Here is a 17,701-nt window from a genome sequence, read left to right on the forward strand (position 1 = left end):
TCGGGTTCAGGTTGAGCTGGCCAATTCGACCAGCCGCGGCGCGATGGCCGCCAGTGGGACAAGTTCATCAGCGCCGGCGAGGCGCAGTGCGGCCTCGGGCATCGAGGGCATCTCGGCGTCGTCGAGCGCCTGCACGATCGCGTGGCCCCCGCGCAACCGCAGCTGGCGCAGGCCACGCGCACCGTCGTCGTTGGCGCCGGTCAGCACGATGCCGATCAGGCGATCGGTCCAGGCGTCGGCGGCGGACTCGAACAGCACGTCGGCCGACGGCCGCACGAAGCAGACCTTGTCGTCGATCGACAGGCTGAAGCGGTGGTCGCGCTCGATCAGCAGGTGATAGCCCGGCGGGGCCAGATAAACGCCGGGGCCGGGCGTATCGCCTATTTCGGCGATCGTCACCGGCAGCGTCGAATGCGTCTGCAGCACTTCGCAAAGGCCGTAGCCATCGCTCGTGGCCGTGTGCAGCACGACCATGATCGGCAGCGGGAAATCGCCGGGCAGCGCCGACAGCAGCCGGCGCAGCGCCTGGATGCCGCCGGTCGAGACCGCGACGACCACCGCCGCGTAGCGATCGCCCCAGCGCGCAGTCGCCGGCGCATTCATGGCTTGCGCACCATCACGCTGCGATACACCGGCTGGCCCGGCACCACGGGCTTGAAGTCTTCGAAGAACTTGCCGCCGATCGGCCGCTCGCGATCGCCGAGCGCGAGAAAGCCGCCGCGCACGAGGCTGTCGCGAAACAGGCCGATCACGCGCTGCTGCAAGGCTTCGCCGAAGTAGATCAGCACGTTGCGGCAGAGGATCAGGTGCATCTCGCCGAACACGCCGTCGGCGACCAGATTGTGGTTGACGAAGGTGATGCGCTCGGACAGCGATTCGTCGAGCTTGATGTGGTTGTACATGGCCGTGTACCAGTCCGACAGCGAGCCGGTGCCGCCGGATTTGATGTAGTTGTCCGAGTACAGCCGCGCCTCGCGCAGCGGATAGATGCCCTCGCGCGCCTTGGCCAGCGCGTCTTCGCTGATGTCGGTCGCGTAGATGCGCGAGCGGTTGTAGAGCCCGCATTCCTTGAGCAGGATCGCCAGCGAATACGCCTCCTCGCCGTGCGCGCAGCCGGCCTGCCAGATGCTGATCTGCGGATAGCTCGCGAGCACCGGCATCACCTCGCGACGCAGCAGCTCGAACGACTTCGGGCTGCGGAACATCTCGGACACCGGCACCGACAGCTTGGCGATGACTTCGGGCAGGTAGCGTTCGTCGTGCAGCAGGCGCGCGGTCAGCGCGCTGATCGTCGGCAGGCCGCTGGTCGCGTACAGCGCGCGCACGCGGCGATGGAACGAAGCCTGCGCGTAACCCGTGAAGTCGTAGCCGTAGCGCAGCTTGAGCGCCTGCGTGAACAGTTCGATCTCGATGTCCTGCAGGTCTCGAGCGTCCATTCAGTTCGCCCTCTTCAGATCCAGACCCGGATCTGGGACATCAGCTTTTCGACATCGATCGGCTTGGAACAGTAATCGCTGGCGCCGGCCTCGATGCATTTTTCGCGGTCGCCGGTCATCGCCTTGGCGGTCACCGCGATGATCGGCAGCCTAGCGAAGCGCGGCTGCTCGCGAATTTTGCGGATGGTCTCGTAGCCGTCCATGCCGGGCATCATGATGTCCATCAGCACGAGATCGACGTCCGGATTCGCATCGAGCTGGGCGAGCGCCTTGTAGCCGTCCTGCGCCATCGTCACGTCGAGCTTGCGCGTGCGCAGCGCCTTGCTCAGCGCGAAGATGTTGCGCATGTCGTCGTCGACGATCAGCAGCTTCTTGCCGGCGACGTCCTTCTGCACGTCGGCGACGCTCGCGGCGGTCGCCGCGTCGCGGCGTCCGAGCGCATGCAGGAACAGCGAGACCTCGTCGAGCAGGCGCTCGGGCGAACGTGCGCCCTTGATCACGATGCTCTCGGTGTACTGGCGCAGCCGCAGGTTTTCCTCGTCGCCGAGATCGCGGCCCGAATAGATCACCACCGGCGGCAGCGGACCTTGCGCGGACAGCTTGTCGAGCAGGTCGAAACCCGAAATATCCGGCAGCCCGAGGTCCAGGATCATGCAGTCGTAATGACGCTCGCGCAGCGCGGCTTCGGCCTCGGCGCCGCTCGCGGCCTCGTAGATTTCGGCCGGCTCGTGCTCGAGCAGCTTGCGCACGGCCTTGCGCGCGCCGGCGTCGTCGTCGACGAGCAGCACCTGGCGCGCGCCGCGCGGCAGCGCGGAGCCGAAATCGATGAGCCCCTGCATCGCCTCGAGCACCGCTTCGCGCGTCACCGGCTTGGTCAGGAAACCCACCGCGCCCGAGTTGCGCCCGCGCTCGGCTTCGTCGGCGGCCGAGATGATGTGCACGGGCACGTTCGCGGTGGCGGGCTGCTGCTTGAGCGTTTCGAGCACGCTCCAGCCGCTCATGTCGGGCAGGCCGAGATCGAGCAGCACGCCGAGCAGCGAGCGCTCGGCCGCGATGCGCAGCGCCTCGGCGCCGCTGGCCGCGACTTCGACCGGCAGCTGCTTGCGACCGGCCAGCGCGGTCAGGATGTTCGAGAACGCAGCGTCGTCCTCGACCACGAGCAGCACCGGCGGCTTGTCGCTCTGCGGCGGCGCCTGCGCGGCCGGCGCCGATGCAGCCGGAGCCGGCGAAACCGGCATCGCGATCGATGCGGCGCTCGATGCCACGGGCACCACGGCCTTCGGCGCGACGGGCGTGTGCAGCGCCACGTCGCCACCGGCGATATCGAGCACGTCGGGCAACACGAGCATGAAGGTCGAGCCCTTGCCGGGCTCGCTTTCGGCAAACACATCGCCGCCGAGCAGGCCGGCCATGCCGCGCACGATCGACAGGCCCAGGCCGGTACCACCGTAGCGCCGGCTGGTGCTCGAGTCGGCCTGTTCGAACGGGCGGAACACCTGCTCGAGCTTGTCCTGCGCAATGCCGATGCCGGTGTCGATCACCGAGAACAGCACCGCGTGTCCGGGCTTGAGGCCCGACAGGTTCAGGCGCTCGACCGGCGCCGGCGAAATGCGCAGCGTCACGCCGCCTTCGGACGTGAACTTGAAGGCGTTCGACAGCAGGTTGGTGATGATCTGGCCCAGGCGCGTGCCGTCGGTGCGGATCGTCGGCGGCAATGCCGGGTCGAGCTCGATCTTGAGCTCCAGGTTGCGCGTGCGCGCCACCGGCGCGAAGTTGCGCTCTTCCATCGCCGCGAAATCGGCGAGCACCACGTCCTCGGGCAGCACCTGCATGCGCCCGGCCTCGACCTTCGACAGGTCGAGGATGTCGTTGATGAGCTGCAGCAGGTTGCGGCCGGAATCGTGAACGATGCTCGCGCTCTCGATCTGCTCGGGCAGCAGGTTGCCGTCGTCGTTGTCGGCGAGGCTCTTGGAGAGGATCAGCATGCTGTTGAGCGGCGTGCGCAGCTCGTGCGACATGTTGGCGAGGAACTCGCTCTTGTAGCGGCTCGCGCGCTCGAGCTCCTCGGCGCGTTTCTCCAGCTCGCCGCGAGCGGATTCGAGTTCGCCCTGGCGCTGGATCAGCGATTCGGAGCGTTCGCGCAAGGCCTCGTTGGCGATGCGCAGTTCCTCGGCCTGGGCGCGCAGTTCCTCCTCTGAGGCCTGAAGGCGCTGGCCTTGTTCCTCGAGCTGCGTGCTGCGCGTGCGCAAGGCTTCGTTGGTGCTCTGCAGCTGTTCCTGCTGGATGCGCAGCGCTTCTTCGGACGCCTGCAGCTCTTCGGCCTGCGTCTGGGTGACGTCGAGCAGCTCCCGCGTCCTGAGGCTGCGGCCCAGCGTCTGCCAGGCCAGCGCGGTCGGATTCAGCGCCTCGCCTAGCAACTGCTGTACGAGCGGAGCGAAGCCGCCGAGGCTCGCGAGCTCGATCACGCCCACCACTTCGCCGCGCGAGACCAGCGGCGCGAACAGCAGCGAATCGGGCATACCGGCGCCCAGCCCCGAGACGATCTCGAAATGCGCAGCCGGCACCGGCGACAGCAGGATGATCTTCTGCTCGTGCATGCACTGGCCGACCGGGCCTTCGCCCGACTCGAAGCTCGTGCGCTTCCAGGCCGAGGCGGCGACGCCGTAACCCGCGCAGGCTTCGAGCCGATGCCTGTCCTCGTTCCATCGATAGGCGACCCCGTAGCCCGCACCGCTCCATTCGCAGAGCAGGCGCAGCAGGCAATCGCCGAAGCGCTCGTGCTGGTCGGCCAGCTGCAGCTCGCCCGCCAGGCGCGCCAGCTGCGTCTTGATCCAGTTTTCGTCGCCGCGCTGGCGCACGAGCTGGTTGAGCTTGTTCAATGCCTGTGCGAACAGGCCCACTTCGTCGCTGCGCCACTGATACGGAATGCGGTCCTTGTAATCGCCCGAGGCGATCGGATCGAGCAGCCCGGTCAGGCGGCCGAGCGGCTCGGCCACGCTGCGACGCACCATCGTCAGCGCCCACCCGGTGGCGAGCAGGCCGACGACAAACACCACGCCCATCGTGACCTTGCCGAGCGAGTTGTTGCGCTTGAGCGTGAGCATGCGCTGCTCGAGCAGCACGCGCTCGTCCTGCTCGATCTCGGACAATAACTGCTGCAGGGCGACAATGTGATTCGAGCCGATCGACAGCAGGTCGAGCACGCCCTGGCGCTCGCGCAACTGCTCGCCGGGCTTGAGGCTACGCAGCATCTGCAGCGCAGGATCGACGAACACCGTCGTCCACTGCGAGAGCTCCTGGTTCGCGCGGCTCAGGCGCGCCTGCTGGCCCGGGTTGTCGTGCGTGAGCACGTCGATCGATTGCAGGGCCGCGTCGAACTTGCGCTGCTCGTCGCGGAAATCCTGCAGGCGAGCCGGGGAACTCGTCAGCAGGCCGTCGCGCAGAGCGTGGCGCATGCGCATGAGGCCCGAGTCGATCTGGCCGGTGACCAGCAGCACTTCGTAGGTGTGGACGGTCCAGTCGCGCGCTTCCTGCTCGCGCCGCTGCATCCAGACGAAGGCCAGGCAAGCGGTCAGGAAGGCCAGCATGATCAGGCTCAGTCCGAGCCTGGCCTTGTTGATCAGCGATAGGTTCTGCAGCCAGCGCGAGCCGGTCGATTCGTTGCGCCCGGACGCTACCGGCTCAGCCATGTGAGCCGCTTTGTGCCTGTGCCGCGGCCTCGAGCTTGGTGGCGATGAAATCCTTGTGCGGCACGTAGAGCAGTTCGGCGAACTTGCGCAGCAGATGCTCCTCGTGCACGTCGAGCTTGCCGTCGGCGTAGGCGACCTGCCAGAGCATGCTCATGATCTGCAGCTTGTCGGCGGGTTGCAGCGAGGCGTTGAGGCTGCCGACGAACTCGTGCAGCGAAACCGCCTTGCGCGCCTGCTCGCCGGCTTCGGCGAGCAGGGCTTCGAGTCCGGCCGCGTCGAGGCCGAAGTAGTGCTGCAGCGAGCTCCGGACCTGGGCGATCTCGTCCGCGCTCTGGTCGAAATCCGCGCGCGCGCATTCGAGCAGCAGCACGGCCACGGCGAGCCGCTGACGAACCGCCGGGTCGACCGGCGGGCTTTCGAAATGCCGCAGCAGCTTTTGCCACATGAAACGGACCTCGGTCAGACGCGCTCAGGCGTGATGATCAGAACGAAAAGCCCGCGCGCAGGTTGAACACGTCGTCGGAGCCGATGCGCTCGTATTCGGGCGTGAGTTCGAACAGCAGCATCGAGATGCGCAGGCCGGCGAAGAAGCGCGCGTCGTCGACGTTCTCGCTGCCGAGCACGGCCGCGTCGCCCTTGGCCTTGACCTTGCCCCAGACGTAGCCCACGCCCGCATACGGCGTCAGGAACGCGAAGCCCTTCGAGGCGGTGACGTCGAGGCCATAGCTGTCGACGCCGACGTCGTCGACACCGCCGACGTTGGTGTACGAGCCGCGTACCGCGAGCGCCGGTGTGGCGACGCCGCCTTCGAGGATCGCGTAGCGCACTTCGGCGCCGAACACGTCGGCCTTGGCGCCCGGCACGTAGCCGTAGTAGGCGCCCAGGTCGATGCCGAACGGCAGGCCCTTGTGGGCGACGACGCCGGCCATGCCGATGCCGGAGATGTCTTCGCCGGTCAGGGTTTCCCAGGCGCTCTTGTCGACCGACATGTAGCTGCCGAAGGCGCCGATGCCGAAGCCGGTCAGGCCGGTGGCCTCGGCCGGGGCGAGCGCCTTGTAGCTATAGGCGTGGACGAGGTCTTCGGAGACTTTTTTGAACGCAACCGGGTCCGGAGTGACGATGTCGAAGTCGTCGGCGAAGGCCGACTGGGCGAACAACAGGCAGCAGGCTGCGGCGAATTCCTTTTTCATTATGGTGTGCTCCGGCTGATGGCCGCGTGGGCGACGGCGTTGTGGATTTCAGGATAGCTCAGGGCCAGGCGAGATGACGCTCGATGAAGGCGCCTGCCGCCGACTGCAAGTCACCGAGCCGCCCGTTGAAGAAGTGCCCGGCCCCGTCGACGGTGACGAGCTCCGGCGGTGGATCGTAGGCATTGAGCGCGGCGGCGGTGTCGTCATAGGCGACCACGTCATCATCGCGGCTGTGGATGACGAGCCAGGGACAATCCGGCCGCTGCGGGCGCTCGGCATAGGCGAAGCGTCCACCGAACGGCGGCGCGACGCTGATCTGCAGATTCGGGCGTGCGCGTTCGGCGGCGCGCACGCTGACGTAGCCGCCGAACGAGAAGCCGGCCAGCAGCAACGGCGAAGCAGCCGGCATGCGCTGGCGCAGCCAGTCGACCATCAGCAGGGTGTCCTCGGTTTCGCCGACGCCCTCGTCGTGCGTCCCCGCGCTCTTGCCGACGCCGCGGAAGTTGAATCGCAGGGCGTAAAAGCCGGCCTTGAGCGCGATCGAGGCCAAGGTATACGTGACCTTGTTGCTCATCGCCCCGCCGAACAGCGGATGCGGATGGCAGATGACGGCGTAGCCTCGGGCCGGTACGCGCGGAGCAGCGAGCGTCACCTCGATATCGCCGGCGGCGCCGGGCAGCAGCAGGTCTTGCGTGGCGCCCGGTGCGGGCAGATCGTCGGCCGGATTCGAGGATGCGCTGGTCATCGCGCCAGTTTACGGAATCGCCTCGGCGGCAGCTGAATGCGGCGCCCGCCGACCGGCGCCGGAACGGCACAGCTGGCAGCCCAGTTTGTGTAAGCTGCGGCCTCGCATGACTCCCTTCCTTCGTCACTTTTTCGAGCGCATCTGGCCCGTGTTCGCGGTCGACCTGCGCTCCCTCGCCGTGTTCCGTTTCGGGCTCGGCCTGCTGGTGTTCTTCGACGCCTGCGGACGCTTCGGCGACATCGGCGCCTTCTATGGGCTCGATGGCCTGCTGCCGCCGTCGGCGCTGGCCGGCGAACTCAGCGGCTGGCGCTGGTCGCTGCACCTGGTCAACCACAGCACGCCGTTCCAGGCCCTGCTGATCCTGGCCCAGGCGCTCGCCGGCCTGGCGATCGCGGCCGGTCTGCGCACGCGACTGGCGACGCTGGTCGCCTGGGTGCTCGCGGTGTCGCTGTGCAACCGCAACCCGCTCGTGATCGGCCCGGGCGACGCGCTGCTCTGCGCCCTGCTGTTCTGGAGCCTGTTCCTGCCGCTGGCCGGGCGCTGGAGCATCGACGCCACGCTCGGCGAGGCGCCGCCGCTGCCCGCACGTCTGCAATCGGCGGCGGCCGTCGCGCTGACCTTGCAGGTGCTGTCGCCGTTCTTCTTCGACGCCCTGCATCGCGGTGGCAGCGGCGACTGGGCCGGCTGGCAGCGCGTGTTCGCGCTCGAGAGCCTCGAACGCGGGCTCGCGCCGTGGCTGGCGACGCATCCGCAGCTGCTGGCCGCGCTGAGCGCCTGGAGCCAATGGCTGCAATGGCTCGGCCCGCTGCTGTTGATGCTGCCCCTGCCGGTGGTGGCGCAGCGCTTCGACCTGCGCGGCATCCTGCGCCTGCTGGTGCTGCCGCAGCTCGCCCTGCTGGTGCTGCTGATGCTCACCTCGACCGCGCTCGGCCTGCTGAGCTGGCTGCTGCTGGTCGGGCTGTCGGCGCTGATCGGCAGCGGCTTCTGGGAGGCGCTCGAACGCCGTCGCCAGCTGCGCTCGCCGACCCGTCTGCGGGTGTTCTACGACGACGGCTGCGCGCATTGCCGCACCGCCTGCCGGCTGCTGATCGGCCTGCTGCTCGTCGATGCCGACCTGCTGCCTGCGCGCAGCAACCGCCGGGCCGACACGCTGGCCCGCGCCAACGATTCCTGGGTCGTGTTCGACCGCGACGACAGCGCCCATCTGCGCGGCGAAGCCCTGCTGTTGCTGATCCGCCGCTCGCCGCTGCTCGGCTGGATCGGCCGCTGGCTCGCGCGCCCGGCGCTCAGCGCACAGGCCGATCGGCTCTACATGCAGCTGGCCCCGCATCACCAGCGCTGGGCCCGCATCGGGCGCAACCGCTGGTCGTCGCCGGCCGCTGCCGTGCGCAGCGGTCGCTGGATCGTCGTCGCGACCGTGCTCGTGCTCGGCGGCAACCTGCTCGGACTCGCCGGGCCGGGCAACGGCCTGCTGCAACTGCTGAGCCCGCCGCTGCAGCTGCTGCGTCTCGATCAGCGCTGGGACTGGTTCGCCCCGGCGATGCTGCGCGAAGACGCGCACTGGCTCGCCCCGGGCGTGCTCGGCAACGGCACCGAGGCCGACGTGCTCGATCCCGATCCGGCCGACGACGACATTCGCTGGCGCTATTACGAGGACCGGCTCGCCGAACCGCGCCACCGCAGCCTGCTGCCGGTCTGGGCCGGCCGCCTCTGCGACGAGTGGAACGAGGGCCGCCCGGCCGGCGATGCCGAACGGCTCGCCGAGTTCAAGCTGATCCGCGTTGTCCGTCCGCTCGACGCCAGGGCCCAGCCCGAGCAGCGCGTGCTGCTGCGCCAGCAGTGCACTGCCCCGCAGTAAAGCCGTGACACCCGAGCTGATCGACATCGGCGCCAACCTGGCGCACGAGAGCTTCGCGGCCGATTTCGACGCCGTGCTCGAGCGCGCCGCCGCGGCCGGCGTATCGACGCTCGTCGTCACCGGCAGCTCGGCCGAGAGCGCCGAGCACGCCGCCGAACTCGCCGCCCGCCATCCGGGTCGGCTCTACGCCACCGCCGGCCTGCATCCGCATCACGCGAGCGACTGGACGCCCGCGCTGGGCCGGCGCTTCCGCGAGCTCGCTCTGCTGCCCGGCGTGGTCTCGCTGGGCGAATGCGGGCTCGATTACTTTCGCGACTTTTCCCCTCGCGCGGACCAGCGCGAGGCCTTCGCCGCGCAGCTCGAGATCGCGGTGGACCTGGGCCTGCCGGTGTTTTTGCACCAGCGCGACGCGCATGCGGATTTTTTTGCCTTGCTGCGCGAATACCGCGGCAAGCTCGGCGCGGTGGTCGTGCACTGCTTCACCGACACCGCCGAGGCGCTCGCCGATTACCTGGCCATCGACTGCCACATCGGCATCACCGGCTGGATCTGCGACGAGCGCCGCGGGCGGCATCTGATCGAGGCCGTGAAACTGATTCCGGACGATCGGCTGCTGATCGAAACCGACGCGCCCTACCTGCTGCCGCGCACCGCGCCCAAGAGCGCGCAGAAATCCGCGCACCGGCGCAACGAACCCTGCTACCTGCCCTACGTGCTCGACGCCATCGCCGACGCCCGCGGACAGGATCGAATCGAGCTCGCGCAGCTCACCACCCGCAACGCGCGGCGGTTTTTCGGCATCGAAGCTCGCCAGTAGGCGTCCGGTTCTCTTTGGCGGAAGCCGATGGGACAATGCGCCCATGAAGCTCAAGCCCGCCGATCTCGCCGCGCACCTGTCGCGCCAGCTGCAGCCGATCTACGTCGTCGCCGGCGACGAGCCGCTGCTGGTCCAGGAATCGCTCGACGCCATCCGCGCCGCCGCCCGCAAGCGCGGCTTTTCCGAACGCGAAATCCTCGACGTCGAGAAGGGCTTCGAGTGGTATCAGCTCACCGATGCCTGCAACAGCCTGTCGCTGTTCGCGAGCCAGCGCATCATCGAAGTGCGCATGAACTCGGGCTCGCCGGGCACCGAGGGCAGCTCGGTGCTGCAGCAGCTGGCCGAGCGTCCGGCGCAGGACGTGCTGATCATCGTCGTCTGCGGAGCGCTCGACACGCGCCAGCGCAACGCCGCGTGGTTCACCGCGATCGAATCCGCCGGAGCCAGCGTCTACGCCTGGCCAATAGGCGATCAATTCGAAGACTGGCTCGCCGGCCGCCTGCGCGCCGCAGGCCTGGCGCCCGATCCGGACGCCCTGCGCCTGCTGGCCGAGCGCACCGAAGGCAACGCGCTCGCCGCGGCCCAGGACGTCGCCAAGCTCGCGCTGCTGTTTCCGGGCTCGACCATCGGCGCCGAACAGGTGCGCGAGGCGGTGGCCGACAGTGCCCGCTTCGATGCCTTCGACCTGACCGAACGCATGCTCTCGGGCGACGGCCCCGGAAGCCTGCGCAGCCTGACGCGTCTGCGCGAAGAGGGCGTCGAGGTGCTCGAACTGCTCGGCGCGGTGAACTGGTGCCTGCGCCAGTGGGCCGAGGCCCAGGCCCTGCTCGCGAAGGAGGGCGATGTGCAGCGCGCCATCGACGCGGCCCGTATCGCCCGGCCGCGCCAGGGGCCGTACCAGAAAGCACTGCGCCGGACCCGGCTGCCGCAGGTCTACGGCTGGATGCGCAAGGCCGCGGTCATCGACCAGCTCGCGAAGTCCACCGGCGGCAAGGAACAGGCCTGGGAAGAGTTGCTAACATTGGTGCTGTCGGCCACTGGGGCCGCACCTCGTTTTCTGAGTAGCAGAGCATGAACGCCACTGCGGTCAAGACCGCCAACCACAAGCAGATCGACGTCGCCGCCTACATGCGTGAGAAGGGCCAGCGCGCACGCGCCGCCGCCCGCCTCGTCGCCCGTGCCGACACCGGCGCCAAGAACGGCTGCCTGTTCTCGCTGGCCCAGATCCTGATCGACGAAAAGCGCGCGATTCTCGCCGCCAACGCCGAAGACATGCGCCTGGGCCGCACCAACAAGCTCGACGCCGCGCTGCTCGATCGTCTCGAACTCAACGAGGCCCGCATCGAAGCGATGGCCGACGGCGTGCGCCAGGTCGCCGCGCTGCCCGATCCGGTCGGCGAAATGACCGACATGAAGCTGCGCCCGTCCGGCATCCAGGTCGGCCGCATGCGGGTTCCGCTCGGCGTGGTCGGCATCATTTACGAATCGCGTCCGAACGTGACCGCCGACGCCGCGAGCCTGTGCCTGAAATCCGGCAACGCCGCGATCCTGCGCGGCGGCTCCGAAGCCATGCAGAGCAACCAGGCGATCGCGCGCTGCATCGCGCGCGCACTGCGCGACGCCGGCCTGCCCGAGGACGCGGTGCAGATTCTCGACATCACCGATCGCCGCACGGTCGGTGAGCTGGTGGCGATGCCGGAGTTCGTCGACGTGGTGATTCCGCGCGGCGGCAAGGGCCTCGTCGCGGCGGTTTCGAACGGCGCACGCGTGCCGGTGATCAAGCATCTCGACGGCGTCTGCCACGTCTACATCGACGCCGAAGCCGATCTCGACAAGGCCACCGCGATCGCGGTCAACGCCAAGACCCAGCGCTACGGCACCTGCAACACGATGGAAACGCTGCTCGTCGACGCGGCGGTCGCGCAGCAGGCGCTCGACCGCATCGCGCCGATCTATCGCGAAGCCGGCGTCGAGCTGCGCGGCTGCGAACGCACGCGCCGCATCCTGCCGGACGCCAGGCCGGCCACCGAAGACGACTGGCGCGAGGAATATCTGGCGCCGATCCTCGCGATCCGCGTGGTCGACGGCTTCGACGAGGCGCTCGATCACATCGCGCTCTACAGCTCGGCCCACACCGATGCGATCGTCACCGAGAACTACACCAAGGCACGCCGCTTCCTGCGCGAGGTGGACAGCAGCTCGGTGATGGTCAACGCCTCGACGCGCTTCGCGGACGGCTACGAGTACGGCCTCGGCGCCGAGATCGGCATCAGCACCGACAAGTTCCACGCGCGCGGCCCGGTCGGGCTCGAAGGGCTCACCTCGCAGAAATGGGTCGTGCTCGGCGACGGGAATGTTCGTTGAGAATCGTCCTCTCATGAGCCGGGGCGCATGAGTCGGCCGCGCAACGGCATCGGGTGGCGGCGCTGAACGCTCCGCTCGGCATCTTCGGCGGCACCTTCACGCCCATCCACAACGGGCATTTGCGGCTCGCGCTGGAACTGCGCGAACGCCTCGCGCTGTCTGCCGTTCATTTGATTCCGAGCTCCAGGCCACCGCACCGCGATTCGCCGCAGGTGTCACCGCAGCGTCGCTTCGACTGGGTACGCTTGGCCATCGGCACCGAAGACGGATTGATCGCCGACGATCGCGAGCTGCGCCGGCAAGGGCCGTCCTACACCTACGACACGCTCGCGAGCCTGCGGCAGGAGCATCCCGATCGTCCGTTCGTGCTGTTGCTCGGCGACGACGTGGCGAATCAGTTCCACGCCTGGCATCGCTGGCGCGAGATCACCGACCTGGCGCATCTGGTGTTCGTCGAGCGCCCGTTCGAGCCGCCGGCTCCGGCACCCGAACTCGTCGCTCATCTGCGTGGGCGGCGCGCGCACGAGGCTTCCGAGCTGCACGCGCGGCCGCATGGTTTGTGGATGTCCGCGCACATTCCGCCGCTGTCGATTTCTTCAACCCGCATCCGCCGGCTGCTCAAGGCGGGGCGGTCCGTACGCGGCCTCGTTCCCGAGGCCGTGATCTCGTCGTTCACCCCCGAGGACATCAGCCTTCTCTCACATGATGAAGACCCAGCCAATGACTGACATCGCCCGCCATGCTCTCGAAGACCTCAAGGCCATCGACTTGCGCGTCCTGGACGTGCGCGGAATCACCACCATCACCGACACCATGATGATCTGCACCGGCACGTCGAGCCGGCATGTCGCCGCACTCGCGCGCAACGTGGTCGATAAAGCCCGCGAATCCGGCCTCAAATCGATGGGTGTGGAAGGCCTCGAAGAAGGCGAGTGGGCGCTCGTCGATCTCGGCGACGTCGTGGTGCATGTCATGCAGGCGCAGACGCGGGCGTTCTACCAGCTCGAAAAACTCTGGGACATGGGGCCGTCCATGCCGCGCCAAGCCAACGGCTGAGGCCAGGCTTCATTCGTGAAAGTGCGCCTCGTCAGCGTCGGCGGGCGCATGCCCGACTGGGTCGAGACGGCCTGGACGGACTACGTCAAACGCCTGCCGCGCGAGTTCCGGCTCGAGCTCATCGAGCTGCCGCTGGCACCGCGCGGCAAGAACGCCGACATCGCGCGCGCCAAGCAGCACGAGGGCGAACGCGTGCTCAAGGCGATTCCGGAGCAATCGCGCATCGTCGCGCTCGACGAGCGCGGCGAGCACTGGAGCAGCCTCGACTTGGCCGACCAGCTCAAGCGCTGGCAAGCCGATGCGCGCGAAGTCTGCCTGCTGGTCGGCGGGCCCGATGGCCACGCCCCCGAAGTGATTCAGAAAGCGCAGCAGAAATGGGCGCTATCCAAGCTCACGCTGCCGCATGCGCTGGTGCGCGTGCTGCTCGCCGAGCAGTTGTATCGCGCGACCACGCTGCTCGCCGGACATCCGTACCACCGCGCCTGAGCCGCGAGGCTAGTCGCCGGCCGGATAGACCAGCCCGGCGAGTTCGGTGCGGCTCGAAACGCCGAGCTTGCGATACACGCGATACAGATGATTGGCGACCGTCGACGGCGCCACGCCGATCTTGCGCGCCGCCTGCTTGAACGACAGGCCCTGCGCGACCGCGTAGACGATCTCGCGCTCGCGCGCGGTGAGCCGGTCGAGCGGGCCGGCTTCCCAGATGTGCAGCAGGAACAGGTCGCCGAGCGGCTGGCACTTCACCGCGAGCCCGTCGACCATCACCGTGGTGCCGGGCTTGGGCAGCGGAAACGGCAGCTGCTGCGGCTTGGCGCGCCGCGGAAAATGCTGGTCGAGCGAATCGAGCAGGCGCGGCTGTACTTCGTGAAACACGCCGGTGGCATCGACCACCGCCGCTCCGCTGCCGGGCGGACGATCGCTGCCCTGCAGCTGGTTGACGAAGAAGGCGTGCGAGTGCGCGTTGAACAGATGGAAGTTGATGCGTCGCTGCGCATCCTTCTCGGCCGCGCTGAAGCGCGCCTGCGGGTTCTTGCGATACAGCGTGACGAGCGAATAGAGCCCGCTGCGCTCGTCCATGTGCGCGGTGCTCAGGATGCGCTCGATGCCCACCGGCTTGAACGCCTGGTGGTATAGCTCGCTGCGGTGAAAGGCCTCGTCGTCGAGCACGCTTTCCATGTCGGTCGGCTGATCGAGGTCGGCCAGGATGCGCTGGAACAGCGGATTGACATGATGGGTGGCCTCGAGCCTCGAAGGAAAATCCTTCGGCAGGCCGACCATCGTCACCGTATGGAAACGAAAGCTCTCGATGCTGCCGCTGGCCCAGATCGCGGCATCGTGCGGAACCACCTGCGCGAGCCGACTCAGCGCCCAGCTGCGGTAGTCGCTCGGTGAAACCGCGAGCACCGACCGGTAGAGCCGTGCGATGTAGCGGTCGACGGTATCGACCCGTTCGTTGGGCTCGTTCTGCACACTGGGCTGCTCCAAGCCGGCCTCCCTTTCTAATTGCTCTAATCGCTGGAAGTTTCGGAATGTAGCAGCCCCGCCTGGATTGGGCGAAGATTCAGTTTCGGCTAATCACGCGACTCAAGACTGGTGCACTTTCGAAGCCCTGGAGTGGGACCATGCATAAAGTCGTGACGACCGCGTTCGCCGCGGTGTTGTCGATGTTCTCGATCACCGCGTCGATGAGCACGCTCGCTCAGGACGAGCCGCCGGCCGGTGAAAAGGGCGCAGCCAAGCCGGTCAGCCAGGAAACTTATTCCTCGGACGAAATCCTCGCCAAGGGCAGGGATTTCTTCGGTGCCACCACCGAAGGACTCGCCAAGGCCATCGAAAAGGTATTCGCCGACCAGGGTCAGCCGAACGCCTACATCCTCGGCGAGGAAGGCGGCGGCGCTTTCATCGCCGGCCTGCGCTACGGCAAGGGCACGCTCTACTACAAGGGCAGCGAAGGCAGCGCCGGCCTGCCGATCTTCTGGCAGGGGCCGTCGGTGGGCTGGGATTTCGGTGGCAACGCGTCGAAGTCGTTCACGCTGGTCTACAACCTGCGCAATACCGATCAGATGCTGCAGCGCTTTCCGGGCGTCGACGGCAGCATCTACGTGGTGGGTGGTCTCGGCGTGAACTATCAGCGCAGCGGCGACATCACGCTGGCTCCGATCCGCACCGGCGTCGGCCTGCGCGCGGGTGCCAACGTCGGCTACCTGCACTACACGCTCAAGCGCTCGCTGATTCCGTTCTGACGGCGGCGGCTGACGCTCGCGTCAGCGGAACCCCGCGGCTGTCGCGGAGTCTCACTGCAGCACCGAATGCCCGGCTCGCCGGGCATTCGTTTGCTAGACTCCGATCGATGACCCTGGGTCACTACGTTCCTTAGGAGAGCCTCATGAAGGACCTGCAACCTCAATACCGCGGCGCTACCGTCGCCAACGGTCGCTTCGGCACCGCCGGCGCCGCCTCCCCTGCGCACAAGGTGCTGCGCAATACCTATCTGCTGCTGTCGATGACGCTGCTGTTCAGTGCCGCGATGGCCGGCGTGTCGATGGCCATCGGCGCTCCCTATGGCTTGAGCCTGATCTGCTCGTTCGCCGCGATGGGTCTGCTGTGGTTCGTGGTTCCGCGCACCGCGAATTCCGAATCCGGCATCTACGTGGTGTTCGCGGTCACCGGCCTGCTCGGCTTCGGCCTCGGCCCGATCCTCAACGCCTACATCAATCACCTCGCCAACGGCACGCAGGTGGTGGTGATGGCGCTGGGCCTCACCGGCACCATCTTCCTCGGCCTGTCCGCGTACGCGGTCAAGAGCAAGAAGGACTTCTCCTTCATGCGCGGCTTTCTGGTCGGCGGCATCCTGCTGGCCTTCGCGCTGAGCATCGGCGTGCTGATCGCCTCGCTGTTCGGCGTACAGCTGCAACCGCTCGCGCTCGCGGTGTCGGCCATGTTCGCACTGCTGATGTGCGGCATGATCCTGTACCAGACCGGCGAGATCGTGAACGGCGGCGAGACCAACTACGTGCTCGCCACGGTCACGCTTTACGTGTCGATCTACAACCTGTTCACGAGCCTGCTGCACATCCTGGGCTTCGCCTCGAACGACGATTGATCGACCGCCTCGTCAAAAGGCCCCGCTACGGCGGGGCTTTTTGTTGGATGCCACCTTGCGCAACAAATGGGGACTGCAGCGATGAACTGGAATGTGCTGGGCCAGACCGCGGGACTGCTGGTGCTGTCGAACATTTTCATGACGATGGCCTGGTACGGCCATCTCAAGGGACTCAAGGACAAGCCCTGGATCATCGCGGCGCTGATCTCCTGGGGCATCGCGCTGTTCGAATACCTGCTGCAGGTGCCGGCCAATCGCATCGGCTCGTCGGCGCTGTCGCTGCCTCAGCTCAAGATACTGCAGGAGGTCATCACGCTCGCGGTGTTCGTGCCGTTCGTGGTGCTCTACATGAAGCAGCCGATCAAGCTCGACTTCCTGTGGGCGGCACTGTGCATGGTCGGGGCGGTGTATTTCATCTTCCGCTCCTAGTGACCGCAAGGCCACCGACCTCGTCGGATCCGGGCGGCTGCATGCGCCGCTCGGCGTCGATCAGCGCGCGCTTGCGATCCAGCCCCCAGCGGTAGCCGCCGAGACTGCCGTCGCCGCGAATCACGCGATGACACGGCACGATCACGCCGACGCGGTTCGACGCACAGGCGCTCGCGACCGCGCGCACCGCGCGCGCGTTGCCGATGCCTTCGGCGACTTCGCTGTACGAGCGCAGCTCGCCCGGCGGAATGCTCAGCAGATAAGTCCAGACGCGATGCTGGAACGCGGTTCCGCGTAGGTCGAGCGGCAGGCCGGTGGCCGGCGCGCGGCCTTGCAGATGCGCCGACAGCGCCTGCATCCAGGCCGAGAACTGCGCGGCCGACGAGGCCGGCATCGGCGTGATCGAAGCCTGCGGAAACTCGCTTGCGAGCTGTTCGAGCAAACCCGCTTCGCTGTCGCCGAACTGCACGAAGCAAAGCCCGCGATCGCTCGCGGCCATCAGCAAGGGCCCCAGCTCGGTTTGCTCGACCGCGTACGACAGGCTCACGCCCTTGCCGCCCGCGCGATACTGCCCCGGCGTCATGCCCAGATGCGCGGCCGTGCGCTCGTAGAGCCGGCTGGCCGAGCCGAAGCCGGCGTCGAAGATCGCGTCGGTGATCGCATCGCTCACGGCCGCCTCGTCGCGCAGCCCGCTCTTGAAACGGCGCAGGCGCAAGGCCTCGATGTATTGCCGCGGGCTCACGCCGGTGACGGCCTTGAAGCGGCGCTGCAGATGAAACCGGCTCAGCCCGGCCTGGCCCGCGAGATGATCGAGCGTGAGCGATTCGTCGAGATGCGTCTCGATGTAGCGGCACAGCGCGCTGATGCGGTCGAGGTCGGCCGCGGCGGTGTTCGAAGTCGTCGATGTCATGTCGTTCTCCTGATGCGGTGCATCTTCGCGTGCCCCGCCCGGCCGAACCATCCGATTGTTGCGCCGTTGCACGTTCAGCCCCGGCACCCGGCTCGGCCGTAGAA

At 67.6% G+C, this 17,701-nt stretch carries 18 protein-coding genes; 10 read left to right on the plus strand and 8 right to left on the minus strand.

All coding sequences use genetic code 11. The features are described 5' to 3' along the window. Positions 1–6: 6 nt before the first annotated feature. Genes WQQ_RS05930 through WQQ_RS05955 form a run of 6 tightly spaced genes read right to left on the minus strand, consistent with a single transcriptional unit; the run spans position 7 to position 7,060 of the window. Positions 7–603, minus strand: a complete 597-nt coding sequence (locus tag WQQ_RS05930; RefSeq protein WP_007184183.1) for a chemotaxis protein CheB — start codon at positions 601–603, stop codon at positions 7–9. Beyond that, positions 600–1,436: a CheR family methyltransferase gene (locus tag WQQ_RS05935; protein WP_007184184.1), complete on the minus strand. Its 837-nt coding sequence runs from the start codon at positions 1,434–1,436 to the stop codon at positions 600–602. Before WQQ_RS05935 ends, WQQ_RS05930 begins: the two co-directional genes overlap by 4 nt. Before the next feature lie 14 nt (positions 1,437–1,450). After that, positions 1,451–5,125 carry a response regulator gene (locus WQQ_RS05940; protein ID WP_007184185.1) on the minus strand — a complete coding sequence of 1,225 codons (3,675 nt, stop codon included), beginning with the start codon at positions 5,123–5,125 and terminating at the stop codon, positions 1,451–1,453. Beyond that, positions 5,118–5,570, minus strand: coding sequence for a tellurite resistance TerB family protein (locus WQQ_RS05945; RefSeq protein WP_007184186.1), 453 nt, complete (start codon positions 5,568–5,570; stop codon positions 5,118–5,120). The genes WQQ_RS05940 and WQQ_RS05945 overlap by 8 nt, the downstream gene beginning before the upstream one ends. A 37-nt stretch (positions 5,571–5,607) precedes the next feature. Further along, on the minus strand, positions 5,608–6,315 hold the full coding sequence (locus tag WQQ_RS05950) for a hypothetical protein (RefSeq protein WP_007184187.1): 708 nt from the start codon (positions 6,313–6,315) through the stop codon (positions 5,608–5,610). Between the two features lie 58 nt (positions 6,316–6,373). Next, on the minus strand, positions 6,374–7,060 hold the full coding sequence (locus WQQ_RS05955) for an alpha/beta hydrolase (protein ID WP_007184188.1): 687 nt from the start codon (positions 7,058–7,060) through the stop codon (positions 6,374–6,376). Between the two features lie 106 nt (positions 7,061–7,166). Between WQQ_RS05955 and WQQ_RS05960 the strand changes: the two genes are divergently transcribed. From WQQ_RS05960 to rlmH, 7 genes are read left to right on the plus strand one after another with little or no spacing between them, the layout of a single operon-like run. Beyond that, positions 7,167–8,918 (plus strand): hypothetical protein, encoded by a 1,752-nt coding sequence (locus WQQ_RS05960; RefSeq protein ID WP_007184189.1) that lies wholly within the window; start codon positions 7,167–7,169, stop codon positions 8,916–8,918. Positions 8,919–8,922: 4 nt separating this feature from the next. Then, a complete protein-coding gene (locus tag WQQ_RS05965) occupies positions 8,923–9,735 on the plus strand; it encodes a TatD family hydrolase (RefSeq protein ID WP_007184190.1) in 813 nt (270 codons plus the stop codon). 43 nt (positions 9,736–9,778) lie between these two features. Then, positions 9,779–10,810 carry a DNA polymerase III subunit delta gene (gene holA, locus WQQ_RS05970; protein WP_007184191.1) on the plus strand — a complete coding sequence of 344 codons (1,032 nt, stop codon included), beginning with the start codon at positions 9,779–9,781 and terminating at the stop codon, positions 10,808–10,810. Then, positions 10,807–12,099 carry a glutamate-5-semialdehyde dehydrogenase gene (locus tag WQQ_RS05975; RefSeq protein WP_007184192.1) on the plus strand — a complete coding sequence of 431 codons (1,293 nt, stop codon included), beginning with the start codon at positions 10,807–10,809 and terminating at the stop codon, positions 12,097–12,099. The genes holA and WQQ_RS05975 overlap by 4 nt, the downstream gene beginning before the upstream one ends. Positions 12,100–12,152: 53 nt before the next feature. Continuing rightward, the gene (gene nadD, locus WQQ_RS05980; RefSeq protein WP_007184193.1) at positions 12,153–12,827 is read left to right on the plus strand and encodes a nicotinate-nucleotide adenylyltransferase; all 675 of its coding nucleotides are present in this window, start codon (positions 12,153–12,155) and stop codon (positions 12,825–12,827) included. Then, positions 12,805–13,155, plus strand: coding sequence for a ribosome silencing factor (gene rsfS, locus WQQ_RS05985; RefSeq protein WP_050997580.1), 351 nt, complete (start codon positions 12,805–12,807; stop codon positions 13,153–13,155). Before nadD ends, rsfS begins: the two co-directional genes overlap by 23 nt. 15 nt (positions 13,156–13,170) lie before the next feature. Beyond that, positions 13,171–13,641: a 23S rRNA (pseudouridine(1915)-N(3))-methyltransferase RlmH gene (rlmH, locus tag WQQ_RS05990; RefSeq protein WP_007184195.1), complete on the plus strand. Its 471-nt coding sequence runs from the start codon at positions 13,171–13,173 to the stop codon at positions 13,639–13,641. Between the two features lie 9 nt (positions 13,642–13,650). Here rlmH and WQQ_RS05995 read toward each other — a convergent pair whose 3' ends face one another. Further along, positions 13,651–14,640 carry a LuxR C-terminal-related transcriptional regulator gene (locus WQQ_RS05995; RefSeq protein WP_157534521.1) on the minus strand — a complete coding sequence of 330 codons (990 nt, stop codon included), beginning with the start codon at positions 14,638–14,640 and terminating at the stop codon, positions 13,651–13,653. A gap of 137 nt (positions 14,641–14,777) precedes the next feature. On the opposite strand from WQQ_RS05995, the gene WQQ_RS06000 reads away from it, so the two are divergent. The 3 genes from WQQ_RS06000 to WQQ_RS06010 all read left to right on the plus strand — a co-directional run bounded on the left by WQQ_RS06000 (position 14,778) and on the right by WQQ_RS06010 (position 16,687). After that, positions 14,778–15,398: a DUF1134 domain-containing protein gene (locus WQQ_RS06000; protein WP_007184197.1), complete on the plus strand. Its 621-nt coding sequence runs from the start codon at positions 14,778–14,780 to the stop codon at positions 15,396–15,398. Positions 15,399–15,541: 143 nt separating this feature from the next. After that, positions 15,542–16,258, plus strand: coding sequence for a Bax inhibitor-1/YccA family protein (locus WQQ_RS06005; protein WP_007184198.1), 717 nt, complete (start codon positions 15,542–15,544; stop codon positions 16,256–16,258). An 81-nt stretch (positions 16,259–16,339) separates the two neighbouring features. After that, on the plus strand, positions 16,340–16,687 hold the full coding sequence (locus WQQ_RS06010) for a DMT family protein (RefSeq protein ID WP_040453091.1): 348 nt from the start codon (positions 16,340–16,342) through the stop codon (positions 16,685–16,687). On the opposite strand, the gene WQQ_RS06015 is transcribed toward WQQ_RS06010, so the two are convergent. Next, on the minus strand, positions 16,671–17,597 hold the full coding sequence (locus tag WQQ_RS06015; protein WP_007184200.1) for a methylated-DNA--[protein]-cysteine S-methyltransferase: 927 nt from the start codon (positions 17,595–17,597) through the stop codon (positions 16,671–16,673). The genes WQQ_RS06010 and WQQ_RS06015 overlap by 17 nt on opposite strands. Positions 17,598–17,701: the final 104 nt, after the last annotated feature.

The organism is Hydrocarboniphaga effusa AP103 (assembly GCF_000271305.1).
Lineage (GTDB): Bacteria > Pseudomonadota > Gammaproteobacteria > Nevskiales > Nevskiaceae > Hydrocarboniphaga > Hydrocarboniphaga effusa.